Annotated in this window: 18 protein-coding genes; 9 read left to right on the top strand and 9 right to left on the bottom strand. The window is 62.3% G+C overall.

The window, feature by feature from the left end:
* Positions 1–64: 64 nt before the first annotated feature.
* Complete coding sequence (locus tag AC1DWA_RS08070) at positions 65–760, bottom strand: glycoside hydrolase family 25 protein (RefSeq protein WP_370334015.1); 696 nt, start codon at positions 758–760, stop codon at positions 65–67.
* 107 nt (positions 761–867) lie between these two features.
* On the bottom strand, positions 868–2,205 hold the full coding sequence (ggh, locus tag AC1DWA_RS08065) for a glucosylglycerate hydrolase (RefSeq protein ID WP_019746148.1): 1,338 nt from the start codon (positions 2,203–2,205) through the stop codon (positions 868–870).
* A gap of 110 nt (positions 2,206–2,315) precedes the next feature.
* On the opposite strand from ggh, the gene AC1DWA_RS08060 reads away from it, so the two are divergent.
* The 3 genes from AC1DWA_RS08060 (at position 2,316) to AC1DWA_RS08050 (ending at position 5,497) form a co-directional block, all read left to right on the top strand.
* Entirely contained in the window at positions 2,316–3,014 is a 699-nt protein-coding gene (locus tag AC1DWA_RS08060) for a haloacid dehalogenase type II (RefSeq protein ID WP_020909815.1), read from the top strand.
* Between the two features lie 72 nt (positions 3,015–3,086).
* A complete protein-coding gene (locus tag AC1DWA_RS08055) occupies positions 3,087–3,998 on the top strand; it encodes a cation efflux transmembrane domain-containing protein (RefSeq protein ID WP_477846546.1) in 912 nt (303 codons plus the stop codon).
* A 122-nt stretch (positions 3,999–4,120) separates the two neighbouring features.
* Complete coding sequence (locus tag AC1DWA_RS08050) at positions 4,121–5,497, top strand: HNH endonuclease signature motif containing protein (RefSeq protein ID WP_477846545.1); 1,377 nt, start codon at positions 4,121–4,123, stop codon at positions 5,495–5,497.
* Between the two features lie 9 nt (positions 5,498–5,506).
* Here AC1DWA_RS08050 and AC1DWA_RS08045 read toward each other — a convergent pair whose 3' ends face one another.
* Both AC1DWA_RS08045 and AC1DWA_RS08040 read right to left on the bottom strand, forming a co-directional pair.
* A complete protein-coding gene (locus tag AC1DWA_RS08045; RefSeq protein WP_477916570.1) occupies positions 5,507–6,478 on the bottom strand; it encodes a hypothetical protein in 972 nt (323 codons plus the stop codon).
* Positions 6,463–7,464 carry a PHP domain-containing protein gene (locus AC1DWA_RS08040; RefSeq protein WP_019746152.1) on the bottom strand — a complete coding sequence of 334 codons (1,002 nt, stop codon included), beginning with the start codon at positions 7,462–7,464 and terminating at the stop codon, positions 6,463–6,465. Before AC1DWA_RS08040 ends, AC1DWA_RS08045 begins: the two co-directional genes overlap by 16 nt.
* A gap of 60 nt (positions 7,465–7,524) precedes the next feature.
* Here AC1DWA_RS08040 and AC1DWA_RS08035 point away from each other — a divergent pair, with 60 nt between their 5' ends.
* Entirely contained in the window at positions 7,525–7,935 is a 411-nt protein-coding gene (locus AC1DWA_RS08035; RefSeq protein ID WP_477846544.1) for a TIGR03668 family PPOX class F420-dependent oxidoreductase, read from the top strand.
* 144 nt (positions 7,936–8,079) lie between these two features.
* Positions 8,080–8,832, top strand: coding sequence for a cyclase family protein (locus tag AC1DWA_RS08030; protein WP_192804724.1), 753 nt, complete (start codon positions 8,080–8,082; stop codon positions 8,830–8,832).
* Here the strand turns inward: AC1DWA_RS08030 and AC1DWA_RS08025 are convergent.
* The 4 genes from AC1DWA_RS08025 to AC1DWA_RS08010 form a co-directional block, all read right to left on the bottom strand.
* On the bottom strand, positions 8,829–10,361 hold the full coding sequence (locus AC1DWA_RS08025) for a GGDEF domain-containing protein (RefSeq protein WP_477846543.1): 1,533 nt from the start codon (positions 10,359–10,361) through the stop codon (positions 8,829–8,831). The two genes, AC1DWA_RS08030 and AC1DWA_RS08025, sit on opposite strands and share 4 nt — an antisense overlap.
* Before the next feature lie 149 nt (positions 10,362–10,510).
* Entirely contained in the window at positions 10,511–11,389 is an 879-nt protein-coding gene (locus AC1DWA_RS08020) for a metal ABC transporter permease (protein ID WP_477916568.1), read from the bottom strand.
* Positions 11,390–11,392: 3 nt separating this feature from the next.
* Positions 11,393–12,124, bottom strand: coding sequence for a metal ABC transporter ATP-binding protein (locus AC1DWA_RS08015; RefSeq protein ID WP_046379695.1), 732 nt, complete (start codon positions 12,122–12,124; stop codon positions 11,393–11,395).
* Positions 12,121–13,047: a metal ABC transporter substrate-binding protein gene (locus AC1DWA_RS08010; RefSeq protein ID WP_097386612.1), complete on the bottom strand. Its 927-nt coding sequence runs from the start codon at positions 13,045–13,047 to the stop codon at positions 12,121–12,123. Before AC1DWA_RS08010 ends, AC1DWA_RS08015 begins: the two co-directional genes overlap by 4 nt.
* A gap of 77 nt (positions 13,048–13,124) precedes the next feature.
* Between AC1DWA_RS08010 and AC1DWA_RS08005 the strand changes: the two genes are divergently transcribed.
* From AC1DWA_RS08005 to AC1DWA_RS07990, 4 genes are all read left to right on the top strand, one after another.
* Positions 13,125–13,802, top strand: coding sequence for an SDR family oxidoreductase (locus AC1DWA_RS08005; RefSeq protein ID WP_097386611.1), 678 nt, complete (start codon positions 13,125–13,127; stop codon positions 13,800–13,802).
* A 139-nt stretch (positions 13,803–13,941) separates the two neighbouring features.
* Positions 13,942–14,721 carry a TIGR04222 domain-containing membrane protein gene (locus tag AC1DWA_RS08000; protein ID WP_097386610.1) on the top strand — a complete coding sequence of 260 codons (780 nt, stop codon included), beginning with the start codon at positions 13,942–13,944 and terminating at the stop codon, positions 14,719–14,721.
* Positions 14,655–15,641: a TIGR04222 domain-containing membrane protein gene (locus AC1DWA_RS07995; RefSeq protein WP_232816824.1), complete on the top strand. Its 987-nt coding sequence runs from the start codon at positions 14,655–14,657 to the stop codon at positions 15,639–15,641. Before AC1DWA_RS08000 ends, AC1DWA_RS07995 begins: the two co-directional genes overlap by 67 nt.
* Complete coding sequence (locus AC1DWA_RS07990; protein WP_477846542.1) at positions 15,638–16,186, top strand: TIGR04222 domain-containing membrane protein; 549 nt, start codon at positions 15,638–15,640, stop codon at positions 16,184–16,186. Before AC1DWA_RS07995 ends, AC1DWA_RS07990 begins: the two co-directional genes overlap by 4 nt.
* A gap of 288 nt (positions 16,187–16,474) precedes the next feature.
* On the opposite strand, the gene AC1DWA_RS07985 is transcribed toward AC1DWA_RS07990, so the two are convergent.
* The gene (locus AC1DWA_RS07985) at positions 16,475–17,581 is read right to left on the bottom strand and encodes a Glu/Leu/Phe/Val dehydrogenase family protein (RefSeq protein ID WP_477846541.1); all 1,107 of its coding nucleotides are present in this window, start codon (positions 17,579–17,581) and stop codon (positions 16,475–16,477) included.
* Positions 17,582–17,594: the final 13 nt, after the last annotated feature.

Genomic DNA, 17,594 nt, shown 5'->3' with positions numbered 1-17,594 from the left:
CAAATGCATCGAGGGCGAAAGGGCCCGAACCGGGCACCACGGAGCCAAGGGCCCCCGCCGCAAACTAGCTGCTGCCGAACCCCACACTGTTGGCGTAGCGATCGAAATCGCCCTGCGCCCCGCTGTAAACGTTGATATCAGTGTTTCCGGTGATCCCGGGGATGCGTCCGGTGCTGGTGTACTGCCAGAAGGTCCAGTTGGACCAACCGCCGGGCAGCGGGCCCGGAGCGTTCTGCCCGTTGTAATCGGCGATCCACAGCGGGTAGTGGTTGAACTCGGTGGTGTTGGCCATCTGAGTGCGCCAGAAGTTGGGATACGTGTAAATGATTGGCTGCCGCCCGGTCAGTGCCTGGACTGTATTCAGGTAGCGATGAGTCCAGTCGATGACCTGACCGGCGGGCAGTCCCTTCGCGTCCTCGAGATCCAGGACGGGCGGCAGGTCACCAGGTCCGTTGATACCCAGGACGATCGCCGAATAGAAGGCGGCCTGGGCTTCGGGGGACTGGCGAACATCTGCGTAGTGGTAGGCCCCGCGCGAGACGCCGGCGGCGCGCATGACCAGGCAATCCTGGATGAAGTACGGATTGACGTAGTTGAGCGACTCGGTGGCCTTGACCATCGCGAACTCGTGCCCTGACGCCTTGACCTGGAACCAGTCGATTCCGGTTCCGTCCACGTGCTGCCACGACGAGACGTCCGGGCCGCGGGGAGCGTCGGCAGCGGCGAGGCCAGGTGCCGTGATCGCGATGGCAGCTGCCATCGCGATCGGGGTGAGCTTGCCCAGTGTCCTGACGATCCGTCGCTCGACCATTTCCCGAGAGTAAGGTCGACTAGTCCGTTTTGTCCGCTAATTCAGGGAATGTTCACTCAACCGAGCCAATCGAGAACAGCCGCCGCGGTCCACGACTGTTGCATGCTGCCCAGCGGCTCACCGGTGAAAGGCTCGTAGTATTCGGCAAAGCTGCCATCACTGGCCTGCCGCAACCCCTCCGAACGCAAGACGTGCGATCGCTCGGCCCACCCCCGACGCGCGAACGCCCACGAGAACAACCACGTGATCACCGGCCACACCGGGCCACGCCAATACTCCCGAGGACGGAAATCGCCGGAAACCGGCGACGTCGACGGTGGGACGGCAAATCGCATGTCCGGGTGACCACAGAATTTGGGCCCCTCGAAAGTGCGCAACAGCGCGCGCTCGGCATCACGGCTCAGGCCGCCGCACAGCAACGGCGCAAACATCGCGATGGTCTCGGTATGAACCCATCGTCCGGTGCGAAGATCGAAATCCTTTGCTGCACCCGATCGTTCATCGGTGGTGGCAATTACGCCCTGCCGGAATCGATCTGCCCAACCGCGCAGATCACGGACGTCGGAGTTTGGTCGCGAATGCTCCTCACCGATAGTTGCCAAAACGTCACATGCCATCGAGAAAACCGCACTGACAAACACGTCCTCCACGGCAAAACTCATGGCAGTGGCGAGTTGAGAATCCTCGTACCTCACGGCCTTCATCTCTTCGAGAAGCCAAAGGTAGCGGTCGTATTCGTGATCCGTGGGTCGCTGAGACAAGTCGGTCACCACAGCGAGATCAGCGCGCTGATACGCAGGCACTTGTCCCGCAACAACATTCGCGTACGCCAGATCCCATCGCGGAGAATTGTCCATCCCCGATTCCCACCCGTGATAGAGCGCGATGCGGCCGTTGCCGTCGAGATCGCGGGCCTCCGCCAACCAGCGGTGCCACCGAACCAGATCACTCCAGCGCCGGTCGAGGAACTCTTCCGCGACCGCACGCGTCGTACGTCCGTGCCGACGCGAATGATCGAGAATCCGCTGCACCGCAATCGCGTGAACGGGGGGTTGGGTGATTCCCGACGTAGCGGTACCCAAAGGAGCATGCGCTGCCAACGCATTGACATCCCAACGCGTCGGGCCGGGGAAGTAGCCGTCGACACCGTTCGCGAACACGATGTGCGGAATCATTCCGTTCTTCCACTGAGCCGAAAGCAAGGTATCGAGCTCTACTACCGCCCGTTCGACGCTGAGCGGCGCCAAACCTACCGCGACGAACGCGGCGTCCCAGCTCCACATGTGGGGATACAGCTTCGGGGCAGCGCTGGTCATCGTGCCCAGGTCGTTTCCGCGCAGCAGGTAGGCAGCTCGGGCGGCGAGCTGAGTCGGGGTAAATCCGCGGTCGGCCATAGATGTCTATTTTGCGACGCGCGGCGCCTTTGCGCTCATCGAGCACGAATCGGGCGCCGTAACCGCGATAATGTGGCAACACCGTCAGGCGATCTCGAAGTGGAGGGCTTGTGCGCGAGAAGATCAAAGCACTGCTGTTCGACGTCCAGGGCACAGCGACCGATTTTCACAGCACCCTGTGCCGCGAGGCCCGTCGGATCACCGACGCCGACGTCGACTGGCCAAGATTCGTCAATCTCTGGCGCGCTGAGTACTTCGCGAACACCTCCGAGGCCGACGACTCCACAGGCGAATGGGTGACAGTACATTCGGTGTACCGCGAGGCTCTGCGCAAGCTGTTGGCCCGCGAGAGCATCGAACTTTCCGATGCCGAACAGGAAGAACTCACCACCGCCTGGAAATTCCTGGACCCGTGGCCGGACACCGTCGCAGGCCTGACAACCCTGCGCCAGCAGTACACAATCGCTGCCTTGTCCAACGCCGATGTGAATGCCGCAGTCAGCATCTCCCGGCACGGAAATCTGCCATGGCATGCCGTCTTCACCGCCGAAATGGCCGGTGTCTTCAAACCAGATCCGAAGATCTACCACCTGGCTGCTCGATACCTCGGGTTCGACACGGCCGAGATCATGATGGTTGCCAGCCACAAATATGACATCCGGGCGGCCAAAGCTCTCGGGTTCCGCACAGCCTTCATAGCCCGACCACTCGAATTCGGAGCCAGGGGCAATCCCGATGTGTCATTCTCCGACGAGTTCGACATCAACGCCGAGGACTTTCTCGATCTGGCAGCGCAATTGGTCCACTGATGCCGTGCCTGCGCGTCGTTGCTGGTATTCCTACGTGAAGGAATATCGAAACGGACAGGCGGTTTGGATTTCATGGGCACCAAGGAAGACAGCGCTACCCGCGAACGCAAGGCTCTGCGGTACTCGCTCGTGGTCGCAACGGCGTTGGCTGTGCTCGCCGCATTCTGGGGCTGGATCTCTCAGTCCCAGGTGATCCTGCTCGACGGTGTGTGCGCCCTCATCGGAATGGTGTTGACGGCGCTGTCGCTGCGGGTCTCGCGGGTAGCCGACTCGGGCCCCACCGCACGCTTCCCGTTCGGTAAGGAGGCATTGATCCCGGTAGTCATCGCTGTCCAGGGCATGGCACTACTGGCGACACTCGCGTACGCCGCAGTCGAGGCAGTTCGTGTCATTCTCGCGGGCGGGGCCGACGTCACCGCGGGGTCGCTGGTGGCATACGGCGCTGTCAGCGCAGTGGTGTCGATCATCATCTGGCGCTACGTCGGACAAGTCGACCGCACATCTGATCTGCTCGTCGCCGAAGCCAGGCAATGGGGAGCGTCGGCTGCCTTCAGTGCGCTGGTCGCAGTCGGTGCTGTCGTCGCAATGATCCTGGGCCGCACCGATTTCTCCGACGCCGACCGATATGTCGACTCCGTCTTGGTCCTCCTCGGCTGCGCGATGCTGGTCCCGCAACCGTACGCACTCCTGCGAACCGCACTGATCGAACTCCTCGAAGGTGCTCCCGGCGAAAACGTTCAGGCCCGCGTGCGCGAAGCCATCACCGCAGTCCGCGACGAATTCGGCTTGGACGAACCGACTCTCACCATGAGCAAGGTGGGTCGCAAGCTGTATATCGAAGCGACGTTCATGGTCGCGCCACACAGCTGGGACATCGACGGTGAAGACGCAGTACGACGCTCGTTCGCCACCAGCCTCGCCGATCTCCCCTACGAACCGTGGCTGAACATCGAACTGACTACAGATCCGGCGCTGATGCTCTAGAGGCGGAATCTCCTCTCGAACAATAGAATCGCGACGGCAGGCTCAGCCTCACCTTCCCCCCAAAAAAACCCTTGACTCGAAAGTATGTTCGAGTATGATGGAAGGTGGAACGGGGGGTTCTCATGACGATCGACATCACCGACGACGCTGTCACTGCCGTGGTCAACAGCTCCGCTGTGGGTGTGCGCGGACGATTGTGGCGGCTGCACCCCACCGACGTCCGCGAGATCGCCATCACCGCGTCAGCGGAAATCCTTCGCCTGGAAGCCATTCGAGTGGCCGCCGTCGACACCCTGACGTTGAACCCGGACGAACAAGTACTCTGCTACCGCGGCACCGGACAATGGCTCGCGAACCACACCATGCTGCAAATCTCCACCGGCAGAAGAATCGCAGCCCTGGGAAAAGCCCTACGGTCATTCCCCGAGATCGAAGACCAATTCGACTCCGGCGACCTCACTTTCGAGCACGCGGCACTGATCGTGGCGTTCTGCGAATCCCCACCCAAAACAATGCCCGACGCCGCGCTACCGTACTGCCGCGACACACTCCTCGCCGCAGCATCCGGCGTCGAAGCAACCACCGTCAAACTGCGCTACGCCATCAGCGTCCTCGAGCACATGTTCGAATCCGACGACATACCACCAAGCGAAGACACCGATCGCAACGAACTGCGCATCTCCCCGACCCTCAACGGAAGAGTGGCCGTCCGAGGCGATTTCGACGGAGTGACCGGCGAGATGCTTCTCTCCGCCCTCTCCAGCCTCTCGATGCCCACCCCCGCCAAGGACGGCACACCCGACAAACGACCCGCCGCCACACGCAACGCAGACGCCATGGCAGAACTCATCCGGCGCTACCTCGACAACGCTGCCACCGGTATCGACGGCGGCCAACGCCCACACCTGAACGTGCACATCAACGCCAAAGACCTGGCCTACCACCGTGAATGCGCCTCCACCGCAGGCGACTCAACAGGCCGCACCACGACTACCGACCCGTCCGACCGTGACGACCTCGACACCCTGGACCTTGGCATGCCGGATCTCGACAAACAAGATCTCGATGTCGGCCACATGCCCTGGATGGGACCACTGAGCGTCGGCCGCACCCGCATGATCGCCTGCGACTGCATGCTCGGCGCCGTCCTCCTCGACGAAAACGGTGCCCCACTCGACGTCACCCCACTCAAAAGGCTTGTCACCGCGGCACAACGCACCGCCCTGATCGCCCGCGACAAAGGATGCGCCTTCCCCGGCTGCGACTGCGTCCCTGCCTGGACCGACGCCCACCACATCAAACACTGGGCAAAAGGAGGACCAACCGTCATGGACAACCTGGTCCTGCTCTGCCGAACCCACCACACCCTGATGCACCGAAAACCCGGATTCACCGGACAATGGGAAATCCAGGTAGGCGCTGATCACCTGCCCTGGTTCATCCCACCGCCAGGCATCGACCCCGACCAGAAACCCCGTCGCTCCACCACGCGGATCTGAACCCGGAGGTCACCGAGCAAACGCCTCGGTGACCCATTCCGGCGTGCTTCGATAGCCGGAAAGGGCGGCACGGCGACATCCATCCAACTCCACGCTCACAGGAGTACCGCCCGAACCGTCCACCCGTAGGAGGGTTGATGATGCTGTCGCTGTCGCGATCTGATCACAAGGCGGAGCTATAGGAGCATCGGCTATGGCGGCAACCACGTCTCGACTCTCCGCTTCGGTCAGGCGAATAACGTCCGCGGCTGTCTGAGATTCATGCCGGCACACGGATAGTCCTGCAACATCAGCGACAGGCGTAGCCAGCTCATTGTCGAGCGGGTCATAGACTTCGCCTCTCTCGAACTGCTCGCGCGCCTTGTCGACTTCTCTGGCATCTGTCCGGTCGAATTGAAGGGCAGACGAGCGATCGCAACTCGCCATCGTCGGAGAAAGACTCAACGAAGTTCGGACACGTTCGACTTCATGCAGAGATCGAAGCGAATCGAGAGGCCCGACTTGAAAGCCGCACGGACTCGACGGCCAGGCCGGAAACATCACTTGTCCGGCACTATTGACCATCCACAGTTTGACGGGAACCAGTTCGCTTGTGACACAACTCGCAACGACATTGTCGGGAAAGCGTTTGGAGTCGACACGATATGCATCCTTGACGGCGGCTACGTCACCTTCGAGTCGAACCATGTCGACGGTCAGCGCTCCGGAGGCGTCTTCGCCGACTTCGCAACGAAATACTGCCACTGGTTCGAAATCAGATGGAGGATACCCTGTTTCGTGTTTCGGACGCGAATACAGATCGACACCGAACAGGCCCCATGCGACTTCAATTCCGAGACAGTCGGCAGTCTCGAACACCCGAGCCTCAGGAGGTGTGAAGTACACCGAATCTCGCCAGAAGGGAGCCGAACAAGCGGTGGCCAGGCAAAGCGACGCCACCAACAGCAGCGCGCGTGCCGAGACCGTCAATTGCCCGCCCACTCCAGAAGATTTTCGGCGGTCCACGTATTGATCACCCGATCCGCTTCGACGCCGCACTTTTCGGCCCGGTCACAGCCGTAGCCCTGCCAAGCCAGCTGACCGGGGGCATGGGCGTCTGTATCGATGGAGAAGAGACAATCGAGATCGCGGGCCAACTCGATCAAACGCGAAGGCGGGTCACGACGCTCCGGTCGGGAGTTGATCTCGACGGCGGTCCCTGATTCTCGGCAAGCCTCGAACACTTTCTCCGCATCGAACTGCGACTCGGGCCGGGTTCCGCGAGCACCCTCGACAAGACGCCCGGTGCAATGCCCGAGAATATCGACACGCGGATTTCGCACTGCAGCAAGCATTCTGCGGGTCATCGCCTCGCGTTCGGACCGCAGCTTCGAGTGCACGCTCGCCACCACGATGTCGAGTTCGTCGAGTAGATCGGGATCCTGATCGAGTGAACCGTCCTCGAGGATGTCCACCTCGATTCCCGTGAGGATGCGGAAGGGAGCCAGTTCGGCATTCAACCCGGCTATCACGTCGAGTTGAGAACGTAGGCGCTCCGCGGACAGCCCGTTGGCAACAGTGAGGCGAGGCGAATGATCGGTGAGGGCGCAGTAGTCGTGGCCGAGTGCTGCTGCGCGTCGCATCATCTCTTCGATGGGGCTTCCGCCGTCGGACCAGTCGGAGTGTGTGTGGAGATCGCCGCGCAGCGCTTGGCGCAATGGGCCGTCTCCGATGGGCTCGGCCTGCCCCCGCAGTTCCTCGAGATACTCGGGGACGCCGTCGTACGACTGGGCGATGATCATTGCCGTCTTGGGCCCGATGCCGGTGAGAGCCTTCCAACTGTCGGCCTTCCGGCGAGACTCCTTCTGCTCGTCGGACAATCCAGCAAAGACCTCCGCAGCTCGGCGATAGGCCTTGACGCGGTGCGTTTCAGCGCGTGATCGTTCGAGCCAGTAGGCGATCTCCCGAAGCGCTTCATCCGGTTCCATGAGACCACTGTTCCGTCAGCAGCGGCTCGCGGCAAGCCTTGATCCCCTTACGCTGTGAATATGGACGACCCGAGAGCACGATTTGAAGCCGCGCGGGTGGCTCACCTGGCAACGGCAGATGCGGCCGGCGTTCCGCATATCGTGCCGCTGGTATTCGTTTTGGTCGGCGACACCGTCTATTCCTGCGTCGACCACAAACCGAAGACCACCACCGCTCTTCGCAGGCTCCGGAACATCACCGAGACGGGGCGTGCGAGCCTGCTCGTCGATCATTACGACGACAACTGGTCCGCACTCTGGTGGGTCCGCGTCGACGGACGCGCGGAGGTCCTCGGCCCCGGTACCAAGGAGTCCGAGAGCGCAATCGACGCTTTGGCCGCAAAGTATCCGCAGTACGTAGATCACCGACCGCACGGACAGGTGATAGCCGTCCGCGATGTGGATTGGTCGTCATGGTCCGCCGCAGCCTAAGGTTCTGTCCTAGTGTTCAAGGAGCGAAAGTGATTGCAACACTCTCAATTCGGGCAAATTGGCGGGGGATCGATGAAACGACGACAGTTACTTCAGCGCGCAGCCACAGGCCTGGCGCTGGTAGCGGGGCCTCAGGTGATCGACATGGGTAGCAGTTCCGGAAGCAGCCAAGACGCAACAACCCCGTTGGATGAGCTGTTGCAGGTCGTTTCGCTCTCCCACGTGAACGACCCCGCGACCACGCCGATTTTTCCCGGCGATCCCGCGTTCACTCTCGACACAGCGGCAACCATCGCAGACGACGGCTACTACCTCCAGTACGTCAAGGAGGGTGAACACACGGGCACACATTGGGGCGCACCCGCGCACTTTCAGGAAGGTGGACTCACAGCCGACCAACTCGATCCGGCCGACCTCTTCCTTCCCGCAGTGAAGATCGACATCCGGGACAAGGCTGCCGCCGATTCGGACTATGCGCTCACGGTCTCGGACCTTCAGGAGTGGGAAAGGCGCAACGGCAAGATCCCCGATGGAGCGGCCGTAGTTCTCTGGACCGGTTGGGAATCGCGCTGGGGTAGCGAAGAATATGCCAACGCCGATGCCGAGGGTGTCACCCACCAACCCGGATTCTCGGTGGACGCGGCGCAGTGGCTGATAGACACCGGACGCTTGGGCACCCGCGGAGCATTGGGAACCGACACCTTCGGTCCCGACCTCGGAAACGACGAGACCTACCCCGTCTCGACGCTCCTGTACGACAAGCATCGAATCAGCCTGGAGAACTTGAACAATCTTGCCGCCCTGCCAACCACCGGGGCGAGCATCCTTGTCGGTGGCGCGATCAACAAGGCCGGATCGGGTTCACCGGCAACGATCTTCGCACTCTTACGGCGCTAGTCTTCGCGGCGATCGCAGTAGACGACAACGGCGCCCTTCCCGCTTCTCTTCGCCTCGTACATCGCCGCATCGGCTCGGCGGAGAAGAGCGTGTGCACTCAGCGGCTCGTCCGCCAACTCGAACTTCGCGACACCAACGCTCGCACCCACCGACACCGATGTTTCTGCAGTCTGATCAGAACTGAGCGCGTCGACGATCCGGCGGGCTACGACGACGGCGTCGTCGATCGGGCCCTGCAGAAGCACGGTGAATTCGTCGCCGCCGAATCGAGCGACAAATGCACTCTCGGGAACCGCTTCGCGCAGACGCGCCGTGAGGGCAACCAGTAACCGGTCACCGGCCGGGTGCCCGTAACGATCGTTGACCTGTTTGAAGTCGTCCAGATCGACAAGCATCAGCACCCAATCGGAGTTCGTGAGGCGGTAGTTCTCGATGGCGCTCGCGAAGTGTTCGTCGAACGCGGCCCGGTTGGCGAGCTCGGTGAGTGGGTCGTGATGCGCTCGGTACCGGAGCTCGTCCTGCGCAGCGGAGATCTGTTGGAGGAGCGCGTCGTTCTCGAGGAGCGTGAGTATCTGGCGCACCAGCGCGAGAACCAGCACGCCGACGCCGAGTATCACGACCACGGCATCGAGATTGCCAACGATCAGTGCCTGAACAGACACGATCGTCGCGATCACCGCGATCAACAGATACGGCAGCAGCAACTGAGTCCGATCACTTCGCCACTGCTGTGGCGCGTCGCGGTTCCGAGGCTCGGTTCGCTTCGTCAGCGCCGCCAAGGCGATCAAAGGCGGCCCCGCGATGAACCCGGCATCGGCGATGGTCGGCATACTCTCGGCGCCGATCGCGACCAAGTACGCGTACAAACTGTCCGAAAGGGAGAGCATCACCAACCCGCACCCGAGGAACGTCAGCGGTTCGCGGATCTCGGCAACGGCCTTCGGCCCGATGACCATCAGCAAGACCATCGCGATCAGAACGAAGTCGGTGATCGGATACATCACCGCGACAAGAAACCCGAGAGATCCCGTCGGACCGGTATGAACGACGGCGCCCAGGGCGGTCGTCCACGTGAGGATGAACAATCCACCGACAACGACAAGACCGTCGAGCGTCAGCACGAGCCAGAGATGGATCGGGCCGATCGCCTCACGCCGGGGAGACTCACGTACCAGCGACAGAAGCGCCGGTACGGCAAACACCGGGAACATGAAGAAACCGATGTCCGCGATCGACGGCGACGGAAGTGGTACGTGGAGAACCGAGCGGTAGAACGCCCAGAAGAACATTCCGAGGGTCCAGCCGGCCATACCGAGAGCCATCAGAGTTCGCCAACGACGCTCGACTCCGTGATGGCGCCGCGACGTCCACCAACAGACCACAGTCGCAGTGGCGCCGCCGACGAGCTGGGCGACATCGTCCACCAGAACCGAGGTTCGTGGGCTGAGCAGCCCGGATCCGGCGAGGACGATGACCGCAACAACGACGCCGAGAACCAGCCACGTGCGTCGTGCTCGGAACTGCGTCATCGAAGGGCCCATCGGTGTTCAAGGCGTCACCACCGATTGTCTTGCAGCCGGCATCGTTGCGGCCGGAATGTTTGTGGTGACGAATGCCCGTACGAACCTACCCGATTTGGTAGCGGATTGTTAACTGGACGAACGATCAAGACCGCCCGTCAAGCCACGGCGCTGTATTCCGCTCGGGTCCTACGCCGCTGCGAAGTCCATTTCGCGATGACCCCCTGCGACGGGCTGAACAGGTACACCAGGGCGAATACGATGCCCTGCGTCATCACAACCATGCCCCCGGAAGCTGTGTCGAGGTAGTAGCTGACGTAGATACCCGTAATCGCGCAGATTGCGGAAACCACCGGAGCTATCACCAGCATCCGCGAGAACTTGTCAGTGAGAAGGTAGGCCGTCGCGCCGGGGATGATCAGCATCGCCACCACCAGCACGACTCCGACAGCTTGCAGCGCCACAACGGACGTGAGTGCGAGGACGCCGAGTAGCAGCGCTCCGAGACGCTTAGGCGAAAGACCTATCGCGTTGGCATGGATCGGGTCGAAGGCAAACAACGTCAGATCGCGACGCTTGATCAACAGAATGCTCAACGCCAACGCGCCGAGTATCGCGACCTGCAGAAGATCGGACGAGCTCACCCCCAGCAGGTTGCCGAAAATGATGTGGTTGAGATCGGTCTGGCTGGGGGTCACCGAGATGAGAACCAAACCGAACGCAAAGAGAGTCGTGAAGACGATACCGATCGCGGCGTCTTCCTTGACGCGGCTGGTGTTACGGATCAGTCCGATCMGTGCGACGGCGATCAGCCCGAAGATCAAGGCCCCGATGGCAAATGGAGCGCCGACGACGTAGGCGAGGACAACACCGGGCAGGACAGCGTGCGAGACGGCATCGCCCATCAGTGACCACCCGATGAGCACCAACCAACAACTGAGCACCGCGCAGACAACCGCCGCCACAACCGCAACGGCCAACGCGCGCACCATGAATCCGTACTCGAGAGGATCAAGTAGCAGTTCAACGAGGTTCATCGATCAGGTCCTGTCCATCACGTCGAGACCGAAAGCCAGGGCGAGGTTTTCCGGTTGAAGCACGGTGTCCGGGTCGGCGTGCACCAGAACCTTGCGCATGAGCAGTACCGCCTCGTCGCAGAGTTTCGGCACGGCGTGGAGGTCGTGAGTCGAGACCAAGATCGATCGGCCGTCGGAAGCCAACTCTCGTAGCAGCGTCGAAATCGTTGCCTCGGAACGCTTGTCGACGCCGGCAAAAGGCTCGTCCAGCAACAGTATCGACGCGTCCTGTGCGATACCGCGTGCGACGAAGGCGCGCTTCTTCTGACCACCCGAGAGCTGACCGATCTGACGATCCGCAAATTCGGTGAGTTCTACTCGCTCGAGGGCCTCTGCCACCGCCTCGCGATCTACACGCCGCGGACGTCGCAAGAACCCGAGGTGGCCGTACCTGCCCATCATCACGACGTCACGGACACTGATCGGGAAGGTCCAGTCGACGTCTTCACTCTGCGGCACGTATCCGACGCGCCCGCTCTTGCGCGCAGCGGCTGCGTCGAGACCGGCGATTCTCACAGAGCCGTTGTCCGGCTTGATCATTCCCATGATCACCTTGAACAGGGTCGACTTTCCTGAACCGTTCATACCGATCAGTCCGCAGACGCTTCCGGAATTCAACGTCAGATCGACATGGTCCAGTGCGTGGACCTCGCCGTAGTGAACGCTGACGTTTTCGACGCGAATGGCTTCGTTCATGATTTATCGCCGGTCAGACCGCCGAGGATGACGTCGGTGTCGTGGCGAATCATGTCCAGGTAGGTGGGCACGGGACCGTCGGCTTCGGACAGCGAGTCGACGTACAGCGTCCCACCGAATTTCGCACCGGTCGCCCCGACAACCTGCTGCATGGGGGCATCCGAGACCGTCGACTCGCAGAAGACGGCGGGAACGGAATTGGCCCGGACGAAGTCGATCGCGGCGATGATCTGCTGCGGCGTCGCCTGCTGCTCGGCATTGACCGGCCAGATGTAGGCCTCGCTAAGTCCCGCGTCCCTGGCCAGATAGGAGAACGCACCCTCGCAACTGACGAGTGCACGCTGACCTGCGGGCAATGCCGCCAGCCCACTGACCAGGCCGTCCTGCACTGCTTGCAGTTCCGCCTTGTACTTCGCGCCGTTCTCCGCAAATGCCGAGGCGTTGTCCGGGTCGAGGTCACTGAAAGCAGTCACCATGTTGTCGACGTAGATCTGCGTATTCAACGGAGACATCCACGCATGCGGATTGGGCTTGCCCGCATACGCGTCACCGGCGATCGGAATGCCTTCGACACCGTCGCTGACCACGACGTGTGGCACGTCCAGACCGTTGACGAATTTCGCGAACCACGCCTCGAGGTTCATGCCGTTGTCGAGGATCAGATCGGCTTCGCTCGCCCGCCGAATGTCTCCGGGCGTCGGCTCGTAGCCGTGAATTTCCGCCCCCGCCTTGGTGATCGACTCGACGCGAAGGTGATCGCCGGCAACGTTCTGGGCGATGTCCGACAGCACGGTGAACGTGGTGAGCACCACCGGGCGGTCGTCATCGGAGCCGGAATTCACCGCAGAACAGCTGGAGAGAAGCAGGGCGGCGAGGGCGGCAATTCCCAGGCGGCGGAAGTTCTTCGCGTCGCGAGTCGTCATGGTCGAACTCTAATATGTGGGTAAACAAATACACAAGTTCGTATAGCCAAACAATTCACACTCGATAGGCTCGGACCATGCGTCCTACTGCCTTGATCACCGGTTCCAGTCGCGGCCTCGGAGCTGCCATCGCACGCGAACTGGCGCCGACACACGACCTGCTGCTCGGTGCACGATCCGCGCAGGCCCTCGAACCGATCTGCGCGGAACTACCCGGATCGACGCCCCTACCCCTCGACCTCACGGACTACGACGCCGTCGCGGTCGCTGCCTCGTCCATCACGACGCTCGACGTGCTGGTACACAACGCCGGCGTGGCCGACATCGGAACCATCGAGGAATCCTCGGTCGATCAGTGGCGGCGCACCCTCGAGGCAAACGTCATCGCCGTCGCCGAACTCACTCGTGTCCTCCTTCCTGCCCTCAGGGCAGCCGGTGGCCACGTCGTACTGATCAATTCGGGTGCCGGACTGCGCGCCAACGCCGGCTGGGGCTCGTACGCGGCCAGCAAGTTCGCCCTGCGCGCTTTCGGAGACGCACTTCGCCTGGAAGAGCCCTCCTTGCGGGTCACCTCCATTCACCCCGGTCGGATCGACACCGATATGCAGCGCGACATCGTCGCCGGCGAGGGCGACGAGTACGACCCGGAGCGCTTCCTGAAGGCCTCCACTGTGGCGCGTGCCGTACTCACTGCCGTCGAAACACCGTCCGACGCACACACCACGGAGATCGTGCTTCGACCTACCGGCCGGTAAATCCCCAGTTCGCCGGTAACGGAATGATGACGATGGCCACCCGGATATCGCTTTTCCGGGTACTGGCCCGATACTGACATCAGTTGTCGGACAAAGAGACTGGACTGGTTCTCAGGAGTTCATCGAGAGGTGGTGTGCGATGCATGATCATACGAATACGTGGGGAATTTCCACCGAGGCTTTCCTCGGGTGGTACGTCGCCGCTGCCACCGGAGCTGTGGTGATCGCACTTGTGATCAGAGGCGTCGCCATGCGCAAGCCCACACCTGCATTGCGCACACTCACACCACCGGAGATGGGAGTACTGACCAGCGACGAGCGTGCGGTACGCGCTGCCGTGGCAGAACTCGAGAGTGCTGCACATTCTGCCGGCCAGGGTCAGCATGACCGCTTCACCCGCATCGTCCGCCAGCGGATCGACGACGCCGGTGGAACTGCCGTGCCCTCCCGGCTCGTGCCGACACTTCCGCTGCCCCTGTTGGAGCTTCGTAGTGACCTGGTGCAGGCCGGCTACCTGAACGGCAATCGTGAACACACTTTGACGCGATTGTCCGTGGTACCGGTCGTTATCGTCGCCGTGGTCGGCACGATCAGGACCGGATTCACTGTCGTGAACGAGAACCCGGTGGGATACCTTCCGCTCGTTGTCGTCTGCCTCGCCCTGATAGTCGTAACCCTTCTCCGCCTGAGCCGACGCACTCGTTTCGGCCAGGTCGAATTGAGTCGCTTGAAGGACGAATACTCCTACCTCACACCGAATTTCCAACCGTCGTTTGCCACCTACGGGGCAACGTCTGCGGGTATTGCCGCGGCACTCTTCGGTCCGGGTCGCGACGGCGGTTGGGCACCCGGATGCGGCGGCGGATCTTCACCGTCCAGTTGCTCGACCTTCTCGAGCACCGTGAGCTGTGGGGGGTGAGTGCGGTGAACAACTACTACTCAGCCGACACGTGGGGGATCCCCAGCCAGACTTTCCTTCAGTGGTACCTGGTGGCGGCTGCCGTCGCGATCGGACTCTCGCTGTACAGCCGAATGACTGCGCGCCGGTCGCCCGTGGTCGTCGACTCGGTCCGTCGGCCGCTCACTCCTCCCGAGATCGGTGCCTTGACCAGTGACTACCAAGCGGTGCTGGCGTCGATGGCTATTCTGCGTAGCGCCGAACTGATCAGCACCGAAGGAAAGACCAAGCTGGCACTCACTGCGGAGGACAAGAGTCGTCTCGACTGGTTCACCCGTACCGTGCACAAGCGACTCGGCAACGGAAAGGTCCCGCTGCGGCAGGTGCGTCTGATGGGACGGCTGAACGTCGCACTCGCACAACTACGTACGACGCTGATCGACGAGGGATACTTGCAACGCCCGCAGGACGGGCTGACTGCTGCCTTTCGGACCGTTCCGATCCTGGCGGTAATTGGTCTCGGCGTAGTCCGTCTCGTCGCCGGCATCGCCGGCGGTAAGCCGGTCGGGTTTCTGCTCCTCACCATCATCGTTCTCGCGCTGATGATTCCACTTCTCCGCATCAAGCGTCGTCGGACAGCTTTGGGCGACAGCGAGCTTCGACGCCTCAAGCACGAAAACTCGTACCTCTCACCGAAACTGCGGCCCGCGTACACGAGCTACGGTCCCTCGCTCGCCGGGCTCTCGGCGGCGCTCTTCGGTTCGGGCGCTCTGGTTCTGATCGATCCCGCGCTGGCGGGAGCGGTGGCTGCGGGCGCCGCGTACAGCCCGGGTGGCGGGGGTTCGAGCTACTACAGTTGTGGCTCCTCATCCGGATCGTCCGGCTCGGACGGCGGTGGCGGCAGCGGTAGCAGTTGCGGCGGCGGGGGGTGTGGGGGATGAGCACGCATGCAGCCGACACGTGGGGGATCCCCAGCGAGGATTTCCTCTACGGCTACATAGCCGTATCGGCCACGCTCATGGTTCTCACTCTGGTGTGGCGTCTGATGATCCGGGCACGCCGGCACGGGTACTCAACCGAGCACGGGTATTCCGCCGAACAACTGACGCCTCCGGAAGTCGGAATGCTCACCGGCGAGTCACGCGCCATCGCAGCATCGTTGGCAATCCTGCGTAGCGCTGATCTGATCACCACCGACGGCGCTGTCCTGCGCCCGTTGGGCCCTGGCGACGAAACCCTGGACTGGTACACCCTCACCGTGTACCAGCGCCTGGCCCAGCAGGCTCTACCCCATCGTCGGCGGCAACTCGCCGAGCGCATGACGGTGGAAACAGCTCGCCTACGAAACTCTTTGGCGGACCGGGGATACCTGACCTCCGACAGCACCAGGCGTTCAATCTTTCTCTCCACAGTTCCGTTGAAGATCCTGGTGGCCGTGGGTATCGTCCGCGTTGCTTTCGGACTGCACAACGACAAGCCCGTCTAGTTTCTGATTCTCGCCGTACTCGTCACCGGGTTCAGCATCCCGCTGCTCGGGCTCAACTTCGATCGCACCACCTCGGGCAGTGCGGCACGTTCGGAACTGACCACGGCACACGCCTACCTGTCCCCGCGCAACAAGCCTGCCTTCTCTGCCTACGGACCACGCTTGGCGGGGATGTCCGCCGCTCTCTTCGCCGGTTCGGCAATGCTGATGATCAATCCCGCCTTGGCCTCCGCCGCCGGAATCGGTGCCGACGGCAGCGGAAGTAGCGGGGGTTCGGACGGTGGCGGTTCAGACGGGGGAGGCGGCAGCTGCAGCGGCGGTGGTGGATGTGGCGGCGGCGGTGGTGGATGCGGGGGATAGCCGCGTCCGGGCGAGCAGAAGCGCTGCGGCCTCGGTAGTGATGCCACGTTCCTCGCTCGACGAATACACCTCGTCCAGAGTTCGACCGATCCCTCGGGTTCGTTCGACGACATCGTCTTCGTTCCACCCCAGGACTTCTCGCCCCACGAGGTGAAAGGCTCCGCCTGCGTTCGCGACGAAATCAGGGGCACAGAGAACCCCGCGGCTCCGCAGAACCTCGCCCGCAGCGGCATCGGTCAAGATGTTGTTTGCTGCGCCCGCCACGGCCAGAGTCGGAATCGACGCAGCAGCAGCGGAATCGATGATGCCTCCCATCGCACAGGGAGCAAAGAGGTCACACGACGTTCGAAGTACCTCGTCCGCAGGAACGATCGTGTGCCCCGCAAGAGAAGCCGCCTCGAGGCGCTGCGGGTCCGTATCGGCAACAAGCAGGCGTGCCCCAGCCTGCGCCGCGAGACGCACAACATCTCCGCCGACGGCGCCGAGCCCCTGAACCAGCACCTTTCGGCCGTCGAGTGTTCCGAGTCCACGACGGCGCGCCGTGGCCTTCATCGCTTCGAACACGCCCAGAGCCGTGGCGTGCGCGCTGGAACCGGCGCCACCGTTGTCGACCGAACGCCCGAAGACGTACTTGGTGGTGCGACTGAGCTGATCCATGTCGGAAGAGTTGGTGTTGACGTCAGGACCGGTCCAGTAGTTTCCCTCGAGCTTGTCGATGTTCTCCGCGTGAATGTCGAGGATACGAGACCAAGTCGCCGAGTCGATCCGATTGCGCGGTGCGGGCAGTGCTATCACCGACTTCCCGCCACCCATCGGCAGGTCGGAGACCGCCATCTTCAAAGTCATTGCGCCGGACAACTTCCCGGCGTCCGCCAGCGCGTGACCGATCGAGGGGTAATGCGCCGCCCGCGTGCCACCCGACGCCGGTCCCAAACGGGTGGAGTCGATTCGGATCACAAAGGTCGTGCCGGTCTCCCGATCATGTCGGGTGACGGTCAGTTCACCGTCCCAGCGCAGTTCGTCGTCGATGCTCATTGCAGATCCTCTT

It is taken from the genome of Rhodococcus sp. P4_F3_2 (assembly GCF_056401335.1).
This window is presented reverse-complemented; position numbering and strand designations above follow the sequence as displayed.